General features: G+C 65.7%; 15 protein-coding genes. 8 read left to right on the top strand and 7 right to left on the bottom strand.

What is annotated here, in order from left to right; translation table 11 throughout:
* Positions 1 to 514 precede the first annotated feature (514 nt).
* Positions 515 to 1,828: a phenylacetate--CoA ligase gene (locus GXP34_07900; protein NOY55895.1), complete on the bottom strand. Its 1,314-nt coding sequence runs from the start codon at positions 1,826 to 1,828 to the stop codon at positions 515 to 517.
* A 555-nt stretch (positions 1,829 to 2,383) separates the two neighbouring features.
* On the opposite strand from GXP34_07900, the gene GXP34_07895 reads away from it, so the two are divergent.
* The 5 genes from GXP34_07895 (at position 2,384) to GXP34_07875 (ending at position 7,361) form a co-directional block, all read left to right on the top strand.
* Entirely contained in the window at positions 2,384 to 3,679 is a 1,296-nt protein-coding gene (locus GXP34_07895; protein ID NOY55894.1) for an ABC transporter substrate-binding protein, read from the top strand.
* A 91-nt stretch (positions 3,680 to 3,770) separates the two neighbouring features.
* On the top strand, positions 3,771 to 4,781 hold the full coding sequence (locus GXP34_07890; protein NOY55893.1) for a branched-chain amino acid ABC transporter permease: 1,011 nt from the start codon (positions 3,771 to 3,773) through the stop codon (positions 4,779 to 4,781).
* A complete protein-coding gene (locus tag GXP34_07885; protein ID NOY55892.1) occupies positions 4,778 to 5,863 on the top strand; it encodes a branched-chain amino acid ABC transporter permease in 1,086 nt (361 codons plus the stop codon). Before GXP34_07890 ends, GXP34_07885 begins: the two co-directional genes overlap by 4 nt.
* Positions 5,851 to 6,633: an ABC transporter ATP-binding protein gene (locus GXP34_07880; GenBank protein ID NOY55891.1), complete on the top strand. Its 783-nt coding sequence runs from the start codon at positions 5,851 to 5,853 to the stop codon at positions 6,631 to 6,633. Before GXP34_07885 ends, GXP34_07880 begins: the two co-directional genes overlap by 13 nt.
* Positions 6,630 to 7,361, top strand: a complete 732-nt coding sequence (locus tag GXP34_07875; protein ID NOY55890.1) for an ABC transporter ATP-binding protein — start codon at positions 6,630 to 6,632, stop codon at positions 7,359 to 7,361. The genes GXP34_07880 and GXP34_07875 overlap by 4 nt, the downstream gene beginning before the upstream one ends.
* A 67-nt stretch (positions 7,362 to 7,428) precedes the next feature.
* On the opposite strand, the gene GXP34_07870 is transcribed toward GXP34_07875, so the two are convergent.
* Genes GXP34_07870 through GXP34_07845 form a run of 6 tightly spaced genes read right to left on the bottom strand, consistent with a single transcriptional unit; the run spans position 7,429 to position 12,484 of the window.
* Positions 7,429 to 7,701, bottom strand: a complete 273-nt coding sequence (locus tag GXP34_07870; protein ID NOY55889.1) for a hypothetical protein — start codon at positions 7,699 to 7,701, stop codon at positions 7,429 to 7,431.
* Positions 7,698 to 8,531: a 2-hydroxyglutaryl-CoA dehydratase gene (locus GXP34_07865; protein ID NOY55888.1), complete on the bottom strand. Its 834-nt coding sequence runs from the start codon at positions 8,529 to 8,531 to the stop codon at positions 7,698 to 7,700. Before GXP34_07865 ends, GXP34_07870 begins: the two co-directional genes overlap by 4 nt.
* Entirely contained in the window at positions 8,528 to 9,346 is an 819-nt protein-coding gene (locus tag GXP34_07860) for a 2-hydroxyglutaryl-CoA dehydratase (protein NOY55887.1), read from the bottom strand. Before GXP34_07860 ends, GXP34_07865 begins: the two co-directional genes overlap by 4 nt.
* Before the next feature lie 10 nt (positions 9,347 to 9,356).
* A complete protein-coding gene (locus GXP34_07855) occupies positions 9,357 to 10,661 on the bottom strand; it encodes a hypothetical protein (GenBank protein NOY55886.1) in 1,305 nt (434 codons plus the stop codon).
* 27 nt (positions 10,662 to 10,688) lie between these two features.
* Positions 10,689 to 11,864: a hypothetical protein gene (locus tag GXP34_07850; GenBank protein ID NOY55885.1), complete on the bottom strand. Its 1,176-nt coding sequence runs from the start codon at positions 11,862 to 11,864 to the stop codon at positions 10,689 to 10,691.
* Positions 11,861 to 12,484, bottom strand: coding sequence for a TetR/AcrR family transcriptional regulator (locus tag GXP34_07845; protein ID NOY55884.1), 624 nt, complete (start codon positions 12,482 to 12,484; stop codon positions 11,861 to 11,863). Before GXP34_07845 ends, GXP34_07850 begins: the two co-directional genes overlap by 4 nt.
* Before the next feature lie 325 nt (positions 12,485 to 12,809).
* Here GXP34_07845 and GXP34_07840 point away from each other — a divergent pair, with 325 nt between their 5' ends.
* The 3 genes from GXP34_07840 to GXP34_07830 are packed head-to-tail and all read left to right on the top strand — an operon-like array spanning position 12,810 to position 16,659.
* Positions 12,810 to 13,307 carry a (2Fe-2S)-binding protein gene (locus GXP34_07840; protein ID NOY55883.1) on the top strand — a complete coding sequence of 166 codons (498 nt, stop codon included), beginning with the start codon at positions 12,810 to 12,812 and terminating at the stop codon, positions 13,305 to 13,307.
* On the top strand, positions 13,304 to 15,688 hold the full coding sequence (locus GXP34_07835) for a molybdopterin-dependent oxidoreductase (protein NOY55882.1): 2,385 nt from the start codon (positions 13,304 to 13,306) through the stop codon (positions 15,686 to 15,688). Before GXP34_07840 ends, GXP34_07835 begins: the two co-directional genes overlap by 4 nt.
* The gene (locus GXP34_07830) at positions 15,685 to 16,659 is read left to right on the top strand and encodes a 4-hydroxybenzoyl-CoA reductase (GenBank protein NOY55881.1); all 975 of its coding nucleotides are present in this window, start codon (positions 15,685 to 15,687) and stop codon (positions 16,657 to 16,659) included. Before GXP34_07835 ends, GXP34_07830 begins: the two co-directional genes overlap by 4 nt.
* Positions 16,660 to 16,921: the final 262 nt, after the last annotated feature.

Raw genomic sequence — 16,921 nt, 5'->3', positions numbered from 1 at the left:
TCCGACACGACGCCGGATGGACCTACCAGCCCCTCCCCGACGGCGACCACCACTGGACCACCAAACTCGGCCACACCTACACCACCAGCGGCACACCACCCTAAACATCGACACTCCGCCCCCAACCTCCAGATCTCGGACGAGGTCCTCCGTCGGCCAACGGCGCGAGACGGCACCGGGTCGAAGGTCACATGTCAGATGTCAGAGACTCGCATACACCGCGTCGGTGATGAACATATCGACGAAGGTGGCGGAGCGAGGAGTGGACCGTGTCGAAGAAGGAGCTGCGCGGGGAGGCGGTTCGTCGATAGTTGAGCGAGGACGGTCACGCGCCGGTTGGGTCGGGGACCGTTACGTGTCCGAGGGCGTCCCGCATCCGGACCAGGTCGAGGTCCTGGCAGGCACGACACATCAGATCGACATGATCGACAACCTGGGTGTGGCGTCCCTTGTCAGGAAGGCGTTTTCGCGCACGCCAACCCCTCGGCCATCGAGACCACGCTGAAGACCGCGGCTAGTTTCGGAGGGCGTCGAGGGGATCGGTGTCGTCCTCTTTCACGAACACCCGCTTCGCCTTGCCGGTGTCCTGGCGGGGGATGCTGCCGGGATCGCCGAGAAGCACCTCGACCCGCACCCGGAGGGTGTCGGCGAGGTTCTTCTTCAGCCGCTTGACGATCTCCTCCCGCATGGGTGCGAGCGAATGGTCCGCCAGCTCGACCCTGGCCTCGAGCTCCACCATGGTCGACCGGCGGTCGACGACGATGGCGAACTGCCCGGAGATGCACGGGTCGCCGAGCAGGAGCGACTCGATCGTCCGCGGGTAGACGTTGATGCCACGGATGATCAGCATGTCGTCGACCCTGCCCTGGAAACGGTCGATGCGTCGCGAGGTCCGCCCGCACGGGCAACCCGTCCCCAGGATCCGCGTGATGTCACGCGTCCGGTAGCGGATCACGGGCTGTGCCTGGCGGGTCAGCGTGGTGAGGACCAACTCGCCCAGCTCGCCGTCGGGAAGCGGCTCGCCCGTGTCGGGATCCACGATCTCGGGGTAGAAGTGATCCTCGAGGATGTGCAACCCGCCCTTGTTCTGATAGCACTCGGCGGCGACTCCGGGCCCGATCACCTCGGAGAGCCCGTACAGGTCGCAGGCGTCATAGTCGCCACCCCAGGCCTCCTGAATCTTCTCACGGAAGCCCTCCGACCAGGGCTCGGCGCCGTGGATGCCCCAGCGCAGCTTGATGTCGGCCAACCTGCCGTCGGCTGCCGCCTGCTCGGCCAGACGGAGGGCGAACGAGGGTGTGGCGGCGAGACCGGTGGCGCCGAGATCGGCAAGCAATCCCACCTGGAAGACGGCGTTGCCTCCCGAGGCGGGAACGGTGACCGCCCCGAGCGCCTCGGCCCCGTAGTGGACACCGAGGCCGCCGGTGAAGAGGCCGTAGCCGTAGGCGACATGGATCACGTCATCGGCAGTGCCGCCGCACGCGGCGAGGCAGCGGGCATTGACCTCGCCGAAGAGCGCGACGTCGGAGGCGTTGTAGCCGACGATGGTCGGCTTTCCCGACGTCCCCGAGGAGGCATGGACCCGAACGACGTCTCGTAACGGCACCGCCAGCATTCCGGTCGGATACTGCTCGCGAAACTCCGGTTTCGAGGTGAACGGCAAGGAAGAGAGATCCTCGATCGACGTCACCGGACCGACCCCGTTCAACTTCTTCTTCCAGTACTCGGCGTTGCTCGCCCGCAGCCGCTCGATCAAACCCACCAGCCGTTCCCCCTGCAGCTTCTTGAGCTCCGTGGGGGGCAGTGTCTCGATTTCGGGAAGAAACACGGTCAGCCTCCTGTCAGCTTTGCGACCAGGCTACCAACCGGTCGACTCGTTTGTTCGGGGCGGTCCTGTCACCGCCACCGCCATCAATGTCGTCATCTGTGCACACAACCTACAACGAGGCAAATAGGTCGGCAAGAGGAACCGATGGATCACCTATTCGTGCGCGTTCTCATGACCTAATTGGTCTTGATTGGACCTGATGTATTTGCATCAGGGTCGACCGATTCGATCGGCATGTCGCACGACGATCCGGGCTCTTTCGGGCCACGGCGATGTGCGTGTAGAGGCCCGGACGAGGACGCCGGAGAGGCGAAATAGATCATGGTTCCCAACGCATGACACGGGAGAGGCTGATACGATGACGAGCCGTACGCTGTACGTGGGTCCGAGAGAAGAGCATCCCGACGCTCGATCTGCCCAACCGGATCCTGGGTATATGTGGGATCGACAAGTCGGTCGGCTCGAAGCGAGAAAGACAGCCGCGGAAGGCTTGCGGAAGACTGAAGGAGGGCTGGAATGACGACGGGACGAAGAAACAAAAGGACTCCACGGCTGTTGGCCGTAGTGGTCGTGATGATGTTCGTTGCCGCGGCGTGTAGCGCCGGCACCACCGCAACGACTGCCACGACCGCGGCACCCGCCACGACCGCGGCGCCTGCCACGACGGCGGCACCTGCCACGACCGCAACGACCGCGGTGACGGCGACGACCGCGGCGCCACCCGCCGAGGGGGTCGCCTACAAGATCGGCTTCGTGGCCTCGGCCACCGGCCCGGGTTCCAGCCTCGGTATGCCCGAGACGAACACGGCTCACATGCTCGCTCAGCAGTGGGCCGACGGCATCACGGGCCCCGACGGGGTACACCACGCCCTGGACGTCATCATCCTCGATTCGGAGTCGAACCCCGACGTCGGAGCGGCGGCGGTGAGCCGCCTCATCACCGAGAAGGATGTCGACGTGCTGGTCGCCGGCACACTGAGCGGCAACGCTCTGGCGATGGCACCGCTGGCGGAGGAGGCCGAGGTCCCGATGATCTCCATGGGCTCCGCGCGCAGCATCATCGAGACCGACGGCGTGACCAGGCCCTGGATCTTCAAGACGCCGCAGGAGAACGGCCACAGCGCCCGCTGGCAGGCCACCTACCTCAAGTCGCAGGGCATCACCAGCGTGTGCTACCTGTACGAGAACAGTGGTTTTGGGCAGGACACCCTGAACAACGCCAAGAAGTTCTTCCCCGAGGCCGGCATCAAGATCGTCTTCAGCGACACGTTCGAGCGGTCCGATACCGAGTTCCCACAGATGCAGGGAGTCCAATCGTCCGGGTGTCAGGCCGTGGTGGTGGGAGCCATCCCGCCCGGTGCCTCGATGGTGACGGTGGCGTTGCGTGACTTCGTCCCCGACCTTCCGGTCATCCAGGGCCACGGCGTCTGCAATGCGACGTTCATCTCGCTGGCACCCAAAGCCACCGAGGGCGTCGTGCTGCCGTGTGGTCGCCTCATGGTGGCCGACGGCCTGCCGGACAACGACCCGCAGAAGCCGGTCCTGATGAAGTACATCGCCGACTACACGGCGTTCACCGGTGGAGACCCGGTAAGCACCTTCGGTGGACACGCCTGGGATGCCCTCCAGTGGGCCTACATGGGCCTGAGCAGTCTCAACGAGGGACCCGACTTGAAGGACAGGCGGGCCGGAATCCGTGAGTACATCGAAACCAACATCAAGGATTGGCCGGGCACCGGCGGTGTCTTCAACGTCACCGCAGATGACCACCTCGGCCTGAAGTACACCGGTCTCACCTTCGTCCGTGTCGAGGGAGGCAAGTTCGTCAACTTCCCGCCGAAAGATTGGTAGAGCAACCGGCTGAGACAAGCGGTACCGGGGGACGGCTACGGTCGTCCCCTGGCCCGCATACTCCCAATCCGAGGGAAAAGAACACGGCGACATGAGAGATTTCTTGCTTCGATCGCTCAAGCACAAGTCGTATAAGTTCTTGGCGGTCGGCGGGTCGACCGTCGCCGTGGTGGCGCTCATCCTCATCTTGGGAGCCCAAAAGAACTTCGGCCCGCAGCAGTACGGTCAGTTGATCGTCGCCGGCCTCGGGGACGGTGCCATCTACGCCCTCATCGCGCTCGGCTTCGTGATGATCTACACCGTCACCGGCATCATCAATTTCGCCCAGGGCGCCTTCGTGATGCTGGGGTCGATGATCGCCGTGACCCTCTATGCATCCAAGATCGGAGGCACCGGCGCCACGGGCCTCATCGTCGCCGCCCTTCTCGCCATCGTCGCCACGACGGCGATAGGGGTGATCGTCGAACGGCTGACCATCTTCCCCGCCCGCAACGCCGACTCGCTGACACTGATCATCATCACCGTCGGTGTCTACATCACCCTCCAGGGCCTGGCTCTGATCTTCTGGGGGAGCAATGCCCGGATCCTGCCCGCCTTCACGACGGTCGCGACCTCCGACCTCATCTTCCGGCCCGGCGGCATCGTCCTCAAGGCGCAGTCGCTGTGGATCTGGGGGACCACGGCCGTTGTGCTGGCTCTCCTCATGGTGTTTCTCCGCCGGACGCTTCTCGGCAAGGCACTGCGGGCGTGCTCGGTCAACAGGTACGCCGCCCGGCTCATGGGCATCAGCCCCTCACGCATGTCCATCTTCGCCTTCGGGCTGGCGGCGGCCATGGGAGCCGTCGCCGGGATCGTCCTTGCGCCGGCGAGCCGGCCCATCTACGACATGGGCCTCAAGCTCGGCCTCAAGGGTTTCGTCGCCGCGGCCATGGGAGGTCTCGTCAGTTCGCCGGTAGCCGTGTTGGGTGGCCTCCTCCTCGGTCTCACCGAGAACATCGCAGCGGGCGTCACCAAGTCCGGTCTCAAGGACATCTTTGCCTTCATCGTCCTGATCGCGGTCCTCCTGCGACAGCGCCGTCAGATGGGGCGGGGGCTCGAGTGACGCTCACCGAACGCCCGCAGAAGAGGTACGGGAGCATCGTCGTCGGCATCCTGGTACTGAGCGTCATCATCCTGGTCATCGGGTGGCTCGAGTCCGCGCAGCCCGGCGGGTTGAACATCGCCGCGCTCACCGGTGGCGTCGTCACCTTCGACACCATGGTCCGGATCGGCATCCTCACCACGGCCGTCGTGGGCCTCAACCTCCTCATGGGGTATGCAGGGCAGGTGTCGCTGGGCCAGGTCGCCTTCATCGGGCTGGGTGCCTACTTCTCGGCGGTCCTGACCACACGTCCCTCACTGATCGGAGCGTCGGGCCTGTCCGGGCACTGGTGGTGGCCGTGGCTGCTCATGCTCGTCGGCACCGTGTTCACAGGCGGCCTCGCCTACCTGGTGGGTCGCCCCATCCTTCGCCTGCGGGGCCACTACCTGGCGATGGCGACGCTTGGCCTCGGCGTGATGGTCAACATCCTCTTTCGGGAGAACCTCGGCTTCGCCGTCGACAAGGTGAACATCACGGGCGGCTCCGACGGCATCTACGGCATCCCCCGGCTCAGCATCGGATCGTGGGATATCTGGCCCATAGAGCGCTACTACTACCTGGTCTGGCTGGTGGCGATCGTAGGGATCCTCCTCGCCTTGAACATGGTGAAGTCGCGCTCGGGCCGCGCCCTGCGCGCCCTGCACTGCAGCGAGCTGGCATCCGAGACCCTCGGTGTGGACACGGCACGGTACAAGGTGCGGGCGCTCGTGCTGAGCGCCATGTACGCGAGCATCGCGGGCAGCCTGTACGCCCACTTCCGGGTGGCGGTCTCACCCAAGCCCTTCGACTTCGGCGCCTCGCTGGAACTCGTCGTCATGGCCGCGGTGGGCGGCATGGCGTCGGTGTGGGGCGCCCCCTTCGGCGTGGCCGCGGTGGTGATCCTGCGCGACCTGCTGCGGACCCACCTCAGTCTGGTGATCGACGCCGTCGGTGGCGCGTACGAGGTCGTCGCCTTCGGCATCATCCTGATCCTCATCATGATCTTCATGCCGGAGGGCGTCGTCGCCCGAACGAAGGAGGTGGTGCGCCGATGGAGCGGGTGAACGGCGACCCACTTCTCTCGCTGTCGGCCGTCTCGATGTTCTTCGGCGGTCTGGTGGCGGTGAACCGGGTGACGACCGAGGTGCGCCAAAGCCAGATCAAAGGGCTGATCGGGCCGAACGGGGCGGGCAAGACGACGCTGTTCAACCTCATCAGCGGCATCTACACCCCCACGACCGGCGACATCACCTTTCAGGGCGACAGCATCGTCGGCCGGGAGCCGAACCGGGTGGCGGCGCTCGGCATCACCCGGACGTTCCAGAACGTGAGGCTCTTCTCCAACATGACCGTTCTCGAGAATGTGATGGTGGGCCGCCACCTCCATGGAAGATCGGGGTTTCTCGAGGCGGCTCTGCACCGGGCCTCCGTCCGGCGGGAGGAGTCCGAGATCGTGTCCATGGCCACGGAGCTCCTCGGGCAGGTCGGACTGGCGGAACGGGCCGCGGAGAAGGCGACCGACCTGCCGTTCGGGTTGCAGCGCACCCTGGAGATCGCCAGGGCGCTGGCCACCGAACCGACGATGCTGCTTCTCGACGAGCCGGCAGCAGGGCTCAACGCCGTCGAGAGGCGGTCGCTGGCGAGCCTGATCCGCAAGATTCGAGACGGCGGGACCACGATCCTGCTGGTGGAACACGATATGGAGTTCGTCATGGGGCTCGTGGACGAGTTGCTCGTCCTCGATCACGGATCTGCCATCGCCGAGGGCACGCCGGCGGAGATCCAGGCCGACGAGCGAGTCATCGCCGCCTATCTCGGAGCGCCTGAGGAATGAGTAGTCTCGTCGTCTCCGAGGTGAGCACCTTCTACGGGCGGATCCGCGCCCTCGATGCCGTGTCCCTCGAGGTGGGCGAGGGCGAGATCGTGGCTCTCATCGGCGCCAACGGGGCAGGCAAGACGACACTCCTCAAGACCATCAGCGGCATGATGCGCCCACGCACGGGCGAAGTGACCTTCGACGGCCGGTCGATCACCCGGATCGGAGCGGAGCGAATCGTCGCACGGGGCATCTCCCATGTCCCCGAGAACCGGCAGCTCTTCTCCACGATGACGGTGGACGAGAACCTCATCCTCGGCGCCTACCGCCGCTATCGCAAGGTAGGGAAGGCAACCGTCGAGGCCGATGCCGAAAAGCTGTTCGGGATCTTCCCCATCCTCTCGGAACGCCGAAACCAACTGGCCGGGACCCTCAGCGGGGGGCAGCAGCAGATGCTGGCGATCGCCCGCGGGCTGATGGCCGATCCCAAGCTGCTGCTGCTCGACGAACCGTCACTCGGTCTGGCACCGCTGATCGTCAAGGAGCTGTTCGAGGTCATCCGCAGCCTCCGCGACGGCGGCGTCACCGTGCTCCTGGTGGAGCAGAACGCACACGCGGCTCTCAAACTCGCCAGTCGCGGCTACCTGATGGAGGTGGGAAAGGTGGTTCTGCAGGGAGCGGCCACCGACCTGCTGAACGACGACCGGGTCCATGCGGCCTATCTCGGAGGCGCGGCCGGGGAGTAACCGGCCGGACCGACATGCTCCCGCCGCCGCCATCCGTGACCTAGTGCCTCGAGAGCCCGCGGGGCCTTCAGCCCGCTTCCCGTTTGCGCGTGAACAGCGCAACGTATTCGGAACATGCGGTGACTGCGCAACTGGTGCACGCCTCACCGAAGCTCGACGGATCGAGCCCCGTAACCATCGTCTCGAAGCCCAGGCTCGAATAGAGGTCCACCAGCTCGGCGATCCGGGCCGGGTCCGTGACGGTGCGCCGCTCCCAGCCCTCGTCGGCGGCCTCCAGCGCCCGCAGGATCTGGATGCCCTCGGAGCAGTAGACCGGCTCGGGACGTTCTGTCCCGCTCACTTCGACGTTCCCGCCGTGGCCGGCACGCCACCGTCGGAGCGAAGCTTCTCCAGGCGGCGTCGACCGAGGATGGCACACCCGAGTGCCGACACGAACTGCACCATGTCGCCGTCGGGGACGTTCACTTCGGCTTTGAGCGATTCGCTGACGGATCTGCCCATGGTCTCGAACCGAAGGATTCCCCCGATGAGCGTGAACTCCGGTTCCGCCCGCACCCGTTTCATGAGCTGTACCGAGCGTCCGGTGAGCGACTCGATGGCGCCCTGCATGATGTCCGCCGGCGGCGTACCCAGCGAGAGGTGGTTGATCACTTCCGACTCGGCGAAGACCGCACACACGCCCGAGATCGGAACGGGCTCCTTCGACGTCGACATCAGTGCCCCGATCTCTTCGGTGCCATAGCCCATGTAGCGGGCCGTCTTCTCCAGAAAGGCCCCGGTGCCGGCGGCGCACTTGTCGTTGAGCCGGAACGAGAGGACGTTCGCCGACGCGTCCACCCGACTCGCCTTCATGGTCTGACCGCCCACGTCGAGGATCGTGCGGGTGCCCGGGAACAGGAAACAGGCCCCGCGGGCGCTTGCGGTGAGGTCCGTCACATGGAGATCCTTGAAGTCGGCATGGTGGCGGCCGCCCCCGGTGGCGATCACATAGGAGATATCGTCCTCGCTCAGGCCGGCGTCCGCGAGCGCCCGGTCATACATCGCGCGCGCCACCTCTTTGAGCCGGAAGCCGGTCGGCCCGAACGCCTTGCCGACGATCTCCCCGTCGTCCGACTGGATGAGAGCCTTCGTGTAGGTGGAGCCTATGTCCAATCCTGCGGTGTAGATCACGATGCCACCTCCATACCGGAGACCGGCGCACGACCGGCCATGACGTGGTCGAGAGCGAACAAGGCGGCCCCCAGTGCCCCGATGTAGTGACAGTCGGCGCTGACGTTCAGGGGCTTTCCCAGACGGTCCGAGAGCGCCTTGACCATACCGTCGTTCCGGGACACCCCACCGGTGAAGGTGATCTCGTCGTTGATGCCGACTCGACGCATCAGGCTCGCCGAACGAGCGGCGATGGACTTGTGGACACCCCAGAGGATGTCCTCGATCTTCTTCCCCTTGCCGATCCACGCCAGCACCTCGGATTCTGCGAAGACGGTGCAGGTCGTGCTGATCTTGACGGACTTCCTGCTCTGGAGCGAGAGGGGGCCGAGATCGTCGAGGGGGATGTCGAGCGCCGAAGCGGCGGCCTGGAGGAAGCGTCCCGTCCCGGCGGCACACTTGTCGTTCATGCAGAAGTCGGTGATCTCGCCGACGGCGTTGACGGCGATCGCCTTGGTGTCCTGGCCACCCATGTCGACGACCGTCCTCGTGTTGGGGAACAGGTGGACCGCACCCCTGCCGTGACAGCTGATCTCGGTGACCTGGGTGTTGCCGAAGGTCACCCGGTAGCGGCCGTATCCGGTACCGACAACGTAGTTGACCTCCTCCTCGCTGATGTTTCCCGCCTCGAGGGCGGCGAGGAAGGACGACTCCGCTGCCTTGACGACATTGGCTCCCGTGTCGATGAGAGAGCGGCCGGCGATCTTGCCGTCCTCGTCGATGATGACGGCTTTGGTCTGGGTCGAACCGACGTCGACTCCGGCTGCGTATGCCACTGTGATCACCTCATCCTTCTGTGCCGGCAAGGGCTTGTCGCCGGCGGGATGCCAAGCCTTCGAAGAAGGCGTCGACACGGTTCTTCATCTGAGCTTCGGAGACGACCCGCCGGTCCATCATGTCCGACTCGATGAACAGGCTCGGTATGCCCAGATCCTCCGTCATGTGCCTACGGCTGTCTGCGAGCCCCGTCGAGACGGTCCGGCAGCTCTTGATCGAGTGGTAGACGATGCCGTCCACGTCGAAGTCCTCCGTCATGTGGGCCAGCGCCTCGTTCTGGTGGAACATGGCATCCATGGCGTCACGGACACTCACGAGCACCCCCTCGGCCAGGCTCGCCAACGGATGTGCGAGGTCGTACTCGAAGCCGCGATTGGTGCCGCCGGAGGCGAACCAGAGATACGTCGAGTTGACGAAACTGCCGCCCCAGTCGGTGAACAGCTCGTTGAACCGGCGGAAGATCGGGTAACAGGGAACCCCGAGGAACACCAGGCGGTACTGCTCCTCGATGCTCTGGCCGATCCCGTTGGCCGCCTTGTACTCCATCTCCTCCACCAGGCGCTCGAAGTAGCGGGCGCCGGCCTCGGTTCCCCTGAAGCCGTTGGCGACACCGAGGAATATCGTCCCGTCGGTGAGCGCGTTGAACAGGGACGGTTTCGCACGGTTGAGATCGAGAATCCGTTTCCACGAGCGGCTCATCGTGTTGGCGTAAGTGAGGACCTCACGGAACTTGTCGATGTCGAACTTCTTGCCGGTGACCTCCTCACACAACGTGATCAGTTCACCGAGCTGCACCTCGACGTACTTGCGGTCGGCCTCGAAGTCGGAATCACCACTCCAGGTCTGGCCCCCGGCTTGACGGGTGCCGGGAATGTCGATGGTGAAGTTGTGCATTCCGTACATCCGTTCCCAGATCTCGGCCCACTTGATGTAGGTGTTGCAGGCGTTGGTGAGTACCGAGAGGGTCGGCTTCGGTATCCGACCCATGGGATGCTCTCCACCGCGTAGCTGGGTGCCGACATCGGCTTTGACATACCCGCAGATGTCGGGCGAATACCCGTAGTCCTCCGCCACTTCGAGGTATTCGTGGGCGACGCGGCGCACCGCGGTCTGGAGCGAGTTGATCTCGGGAAAGACGACGGGAAGGTCGAACGTCTTCAAGATCTCGTTGATGCTCCCCATCACGAAGACGTATGCGGACTGGCCGCCGTTCCTTGCCGTCTCGTCGAGTTCGGCAAACCAGGCCCGGAACAGGGCGGCACCCTCTCGGTTGCCGCGGCCGACCAGTTCTGGTGTGCTATCTCGAGTGGTCATGTCCACCTCCTGGAATGATGCGCTCCTTCATGCGAAAAGCAGGTTCTCGAGGAATGTCTCGACTTGCAGCTCGAGCTGGTCGAAGGAGGTCATGCTCTCCTCGAACTCGCTGACGAAATAGGCGACCCCTTCGGTGTCGAGAGCGTGCGTGTAGGCGACCTGCTCCTCGAGGCCGGGTTCGCACATCTTGGCCGATGCGAGGATGGCGGCGTCGGCACCGGCACGACGGATTCGGCGCATGAGCATCTTCTCCTTGGGTTTGCGCAGATCGTGCTGCACGGAGCTGTACGAAGAGTGCTCGACGTACGAGACGGCCAGGTTCTCGAGCGGGTCGCCGTCGAGGGGTACGTCCTCGGTGATCCAGCGCATCCCGATGTGGAAGTCGTCGTCCACGAGGTAGCAGGTGCGGCCCAGCATCCGTACGAGATCGAACGGAGGCTGCTCACAGAAGCCTCCTTCGAACACCACGCGAATGCGGTCCTCCCGTTTGGTGGTGTTCTCCCGGATCATCGGCAGCAGCGTCGCCAGAAGCTCGTTGTGCTCCTCACGAGGGATCATCCCGGCAAGGGAGACCAATGCGTATGCATCCTCCGCCGCGATCAGCCACGGCGTGTCCTTCTTGATGTCATAGAGCTCCCGCAGAAGCCTGCGGTTCTCGTTGAACACGGTGATCGAGTTGCGGAGATCCTCGTCGGTGATCTCGTGCCCCGACACCTCCTCGACGACCCGGCGCATCCGGTCGTACTCGTGACGCAGGTATTCGAGGCTCCCCGCCGAGTTCGGGTTCTGGGGCAGGTACAGGATCTGGCACGGGTAATCGAAGTTGCGGCCCCATATCGCCGAGAGGTTGCGAGCCGCGTCACAGATCGGGTGGGAGACGAACAGGTCCAGCTCGACCCGATCGGTCAGGACGAGTTCGAGGGACGTCTTGAGGATCGAGCAGAGATAGGAACCGAAGTTCGAATCGGCCCGGTTCGCCTCCACCGGGGCGCCCCGCACCTTGAAGGGGAGCATGCCTGCCGCGTGGACGATCTCCTCGGGAAAGTAGACCTGGAAGTGGCCGGCCACCTTGCCACCGGCCTCGCGCCAGCGGCGCACCGTCTCGAACTCGGGAGATTCGACCATCTCCCGGCACTCGAACAGCGCCTCGGCGAGCGTCTTGTCACGCCATTCGTCAAACGTCCTCGTTACCGTCGTTGTCATACCGTCCCCTCCAGTGGCTTGGCGGCTGCTCCCTCGAAGAAGAGATCCAGCACATGATCGAGGCGGGCCTGCGTGCTTCCGAACACACGATCCGCATACGCTCCGATCACGACCTCCACGAGGGCGACGAACCACCAGGAGAGGATCCGGGCGTCTCCATCGGCCAGCTCGCCGTCCTCGATTCCATCGCGGATGATGATCTCGACCTGTTCGGGAAGGGCCTGCTGATATGCCCGCACGAGGCGGTCTCGCTTTTCGCCGGTGAACGTGTTGATGTCGCGGCGGACCAGGCGGGCCAGTTCACGTTCCTCGTCGGGAAGTTCGAGAAAGTCGCGGGTGAGTCGGGCAAGGCGGTCGCGACACGTTCCGGCTGCCGAGACGGCCTCCCCGAAGAGGCGGCGCTTGCGCTCGAAGTCCTCGAGCATCATCGAGAAGTAGAGCTGCTCCTTGCTGGCGAAGTGGTGATACAGGCCACCTTTGGTGACTTCGGCCGCCCGAGCGATCATCTCGGTGGTGACGTCGGCGTAGGTGCTCGCAACGAACAGCTTCCTGGCGGCGGCCACGATCCGGGCCGCGGTGGCCTCCGACCTGGTGGGAAGTTCTGCTATCTTCTGTGTCATATATCCACCGACCGACTGACCGGTCGGTAATATCATAACGAACAAGCTCGGCCCTTGTCAACGGTACGTCGGACCCGACAATCGGCCTGGAGGGAGTCATGCATCATCGGCATTGGCGAGTCGCTCGCCGTTCGTCGCAGGGTCGTTGGTCGGCGCGAAGAAACGAGGTGACGGACCTCTCGCTCCCCCTCGATCTCGGTGCCCCCGCACCCGCCGGGCGTCCCTTCGGAGCCTGCACGCGATCGAGCCGCGATGGAGAAGACCTCGGTGAGACCGGGGTGCAGACCATCGCAGGCGAGGCGGCACGAAAGTACAATCGGCCATGATGAGCGAGACACCGTTGAAGCCCTTCAGGCTGCGAGTGAACGGGGAGCAACACGACCTCACGGTGCCGGCCCACCGGACCCTCCTCGAAGTGCTTCGGGAGGACCTCCGGCTCACCGGCACCAAGCACGGTTGTGATCTCGGCGAGTGCGGCGCCTGCACCGTACTCGTGGACGGGGTCCCCCGACTGTCCTGCATCACCCTCGCGGCGCAGGTCGCCGGGCGGGAAGTGACCACGATCGAGGGGCTGGCCCCGCCCGGAGCCCTCCATCCGCTTCAGGAGTCGTTCGCCTCCCTCGGCGCCGCCCAGTGCGGATACTGCACGCCGGGGATGATCATCACCGCGGCCGCGCTGCTCGACGAGGAGCCCGACCCCGACCTCGACCGGATTCGTGACGCCCTCGCCGGAAACATGTGCCGGTGCACCGGCTACATCAAGATTCTCGAGGCGGTCCGGTTGGCCGCCCCAGGGTCCGCGGACCGAGAGGCCTCACGATGAAGAGCGCCTACCGGGCCGTTGGCAAACCCTCCGGACGGGTCGACGCACTCGGCCAGGTCACGGGACAGACGGTCTACGCCGACGATCTGATGCCCCCGCGCACCCTCACCGCCAAGCTCCTGCGCAGCCCCCACGCCCATGCTCGGATCCTGCGCATCGACACGTCCGCCGCCCGTGCGCTTGCGGGCGTCCACGCGGTGCTCACGGGAACCGACCTTCCCGTCCGCTACGGGATTCTTCCGGTGAGCCAGGACGAGAACGCGCTTGCCATCGACAGGGTGCGCTATGTGGGAGAGCCGGTTGCCGTCGTCGCGGCGACGGATCCCGAGATCGCCGAACGGGCCTTGGACCTCATCGAGATCGAGTACGAGCCGCTGCCGGGGGTCACGACCATCGAGGAGGCGCTCGACCCGTCCGGGCCCCTCATCCACGGCGAGGGCACCGGCGCCAACATCCACCGGGAGACGGCGCTCGAGTTCGGTGACGTGGACGAGGGTTTCGCCTCGGCCGACTACGTCCGCGAAGACCTCTACTTCTTCCAGGGCACGACGCACGCAGCCCTGGAGCCTCACGCCGTGGTCGCCTCCGTCGGTGAGGACGGCCGGCTCACGGTCTGGTCCTCCACGCAGGTGCCCCACTACCTGCACCAGATCCTCACCAAGGTTCTCGAGGTTCCCGTCAGCCGGATCCGCGTGATCGCGACCGCGGTGGGAGGTGGGTTCGGAGGCAAGACCGACGTCTTCTCCCACGAGATCGTTGCCGCCAAGCTCGCCCTCACGACCGGCCGATCGGTGAAGATCACCCTCACGCGCGAAGAGGTCTTCTACGCCCACCGGGGGCGCCACCCCGTGCTCATGTGGGTCCGCACCGGGTTCACCACCGAAGGTCACATCACCGCCATGTGGTTCCGCTCCTTCCTCGACGGTGGCGCCTACGGCAGTTACGGCGCCGCCAGCCTGCTGTACACCGGTCAGCTCCAAACCACGACGTACCGCATCCCCCGCTACCGCTTCGAGGGGGTGCGTGTCTTCACCAACAAGCCTCCTTGCGGCGCGAAGCGCGGCCACGGCACGCCTCAACCCCGCTTCGCCATCGAAAGCCACCTGGACCGGGCGGCCGCCGAACTCGGGATCGACCCGGTCACGCTCCGGCGACGCAACCTCGTGGAGCCGTTCTCACGCACCGTCAACCATCTCCGCATCACGAGCTGCGGCCTCGAGCAGTGCCTCGATCGTGTCGTCGAGGCGTCCCGGTTCGACGACAAGCACGCCTCCCTCCCCCGGGGCAGGGGAGTCGGAATCGCCGTCTCGGCCTATCTGTCGGGAGCGGGGTTTCCGATCCACTTCAACGACATGCCCCAATCGGAGGTCATGCTGAAGGTGGGCCGCGGCGGAGGCGTCACCGTGTACTCGATGGCGACAGACTGCGGCCAGGGCTCGACCACGATACTGGCCACGATCGTCGCCGAGGCCCTCGGCCTGGACCCGAAGGACCTGACGGTGGTGACCGCGGACACCGACCTCACACCCATCGATCTCGGCAGCTACTCCAGCCGCGTCACCTTCATGGCCGGCAACGCGGCTCTCGAGGCCGCCGAGCGCCTGCGGGACCTGGTTTTCGAGGCGGTCGCCATCAAACTGGACGTTGCTTCGGAGTCCCTCACCGCAGACGGCGGGGCGATCGTCACCGCCGACGATCCCGCCCGGAGCGTCTCGTGGGAAGAGGCGGTGCAGCTCGCCGAGGCCCGCTCCGGAACCCTCGTCACCTCCGGGAGCTACCGCCCCCCCGACGGGATCGCCGGTCGCTACCGGGGCGCCGGCGTCGGCCCCACCCCCGCGTACTCGTATTCGGCGTGCGTCGCCGAGGTCACCTGTGATCCCGAGACCGGCTTCGTGACCGTGGATCGGGTCTGGCTGGCACACGACATCGGACGAGCCATCAACCCACTGCTGGTGGTCGGCCAGATCGAGGGAAGCGTGCACATGGGCCTCGGCGAGGCTCTCATGGAGGAACACGTCTTCCACGACGGCCTCCATCAGGGGCCATCGCTCCTCGACTACAAGATTCCGACGATCCTCGAGATGCCGGCCGTGGAGTCGATCCTCGTGGAGACCGACGACCCCGAGGGCCCCTTCGGCGCCAAGGAGGTGGGCCAGGGCCCGTTGCTCCCGGTGATCCCTGCGGTGGTCAACGCCGTGCACGACGCCCTGGGGATCCGGATCGACGAGACGCCGGTGCGCCCCGACACGGTGCTGGAGGCGCTCGCCGACCTCGCTCGAGGAGGCTCGGGACGGGTCGGTCCCACCGCCCTCCCCGACCACCGGTTCCCGCCGGTGTATCGAGTCGAGCCGCCCAAGGACTCTCCGGGAGGCATCTCATGATGCGCCTGCCGAAGTTTGTTCTGGCCTCGCCGGAGACCGTGGAGGAGGCGACGAGATTGCTGGCCGAGGTCGATCGGGCGGTCGTGCTCTCCGGCGGCACCGACCTGCTCCCCAACCTCAAGCGGCGCCAGCTCACCGTGGAGACCGTGATCTCACTCGACCGCCTCGACGGGTTGGTGGGGATCCGAATCGAGGATGGGAAGGTTCGCATCGGAGCCCGGACCACGCTGGGCGAGATCGCCTCCTCCGATGTGGTGCCTCCCGTGGTGGCGCGTGCCGCCGCCGAGGTGGCATCACCCTCGATCCGGAACCAGGCCACCATCGGCGGGAACCTCTGCGTCGACACCCGATGCTTCTGGCTCAACGTTCCAGATCTGTGGCGGCAGGCGGCCAAGCCATGCCTCAAGGCCGGAGGCGACACCTGCTGGGTGGCGCCGGCGAAGCAGGTCTGTTGGGCCGTGAGCTCATCGGACCTCGCACCGGTGATGGTCGCCGTCGACGCCTCGGTCACGCTCGTAGGTCCCGGCGGGGAGCGGCACATCGCCGTCGACGAGCTGTACCGCGAAGACGGCATGGCCTACCTCGCCAAGGCCCCCGAGGAGATCCTCACCGAGATCACCATCCCGTCCGACGCCGGTCTGCTAGCGACCTACCACAAGCTGCGACGCCGTGGAAGCGTCGATTTCCCCATCCTCGGGGTCGCCGCGGCCATCCGACTCGACGATGAGGGAACCTGCACCGCGGCCAGAATCGTCCTCGGCGCGGTCGCCTCCGCGCCTCTGCGGGTTCCCGACGCCGAAGAGGCGTTGATCGGGCGGCCCTTCGGTCCCGGCCCGATCGCCGAGGCGGCCGAGGCGGCGAGAAAACTCGCCCGACCCCTCCACAACACCGACCTCACCTCTCGCTACCGCAAGCGCATGGTCCCGGTGTTCGTGCGACGGGCCCTCGAAGAGCTCACCGAAGGACGCTGATCCCCTGCCCCCTCTTTCCTTCCCCCTCAGGGGGAAGTGGGTGAGGAGCGCCAGCGACGAACCCGATGGGGGTGTTCCCGCGGCCTCAGGGGGAAGTGCCGAGTCTTCGAGGCGATGGGGGTGTCCCCGCGGCCTCAGGGGGAAGTGCCGAGTCCTCGAGGCGATGGGGGTGTTCCCGCGGCCCCAGGAGAGAGTGCCGAGTCTTCGAGGCGATGGGGGTGTCCCCGCGGCCCCAGGAGAGAGTGCCGAGTCTTCGAGGCGA

It is taken from the genome of Actinomycetota bacterium, from assembly GCA_013152275.1.
Taxonomy (GTDB): domain Bacteria; phylum Actinomycetota; class Acidimicrobiia; order Spongiisociales; family UBA4744; genus BMS3Bbin01.
Note: the sequence above shows the minus strand (reverse complement) of the source record. Positions and strands in the feature narration are given on the sequence as shown.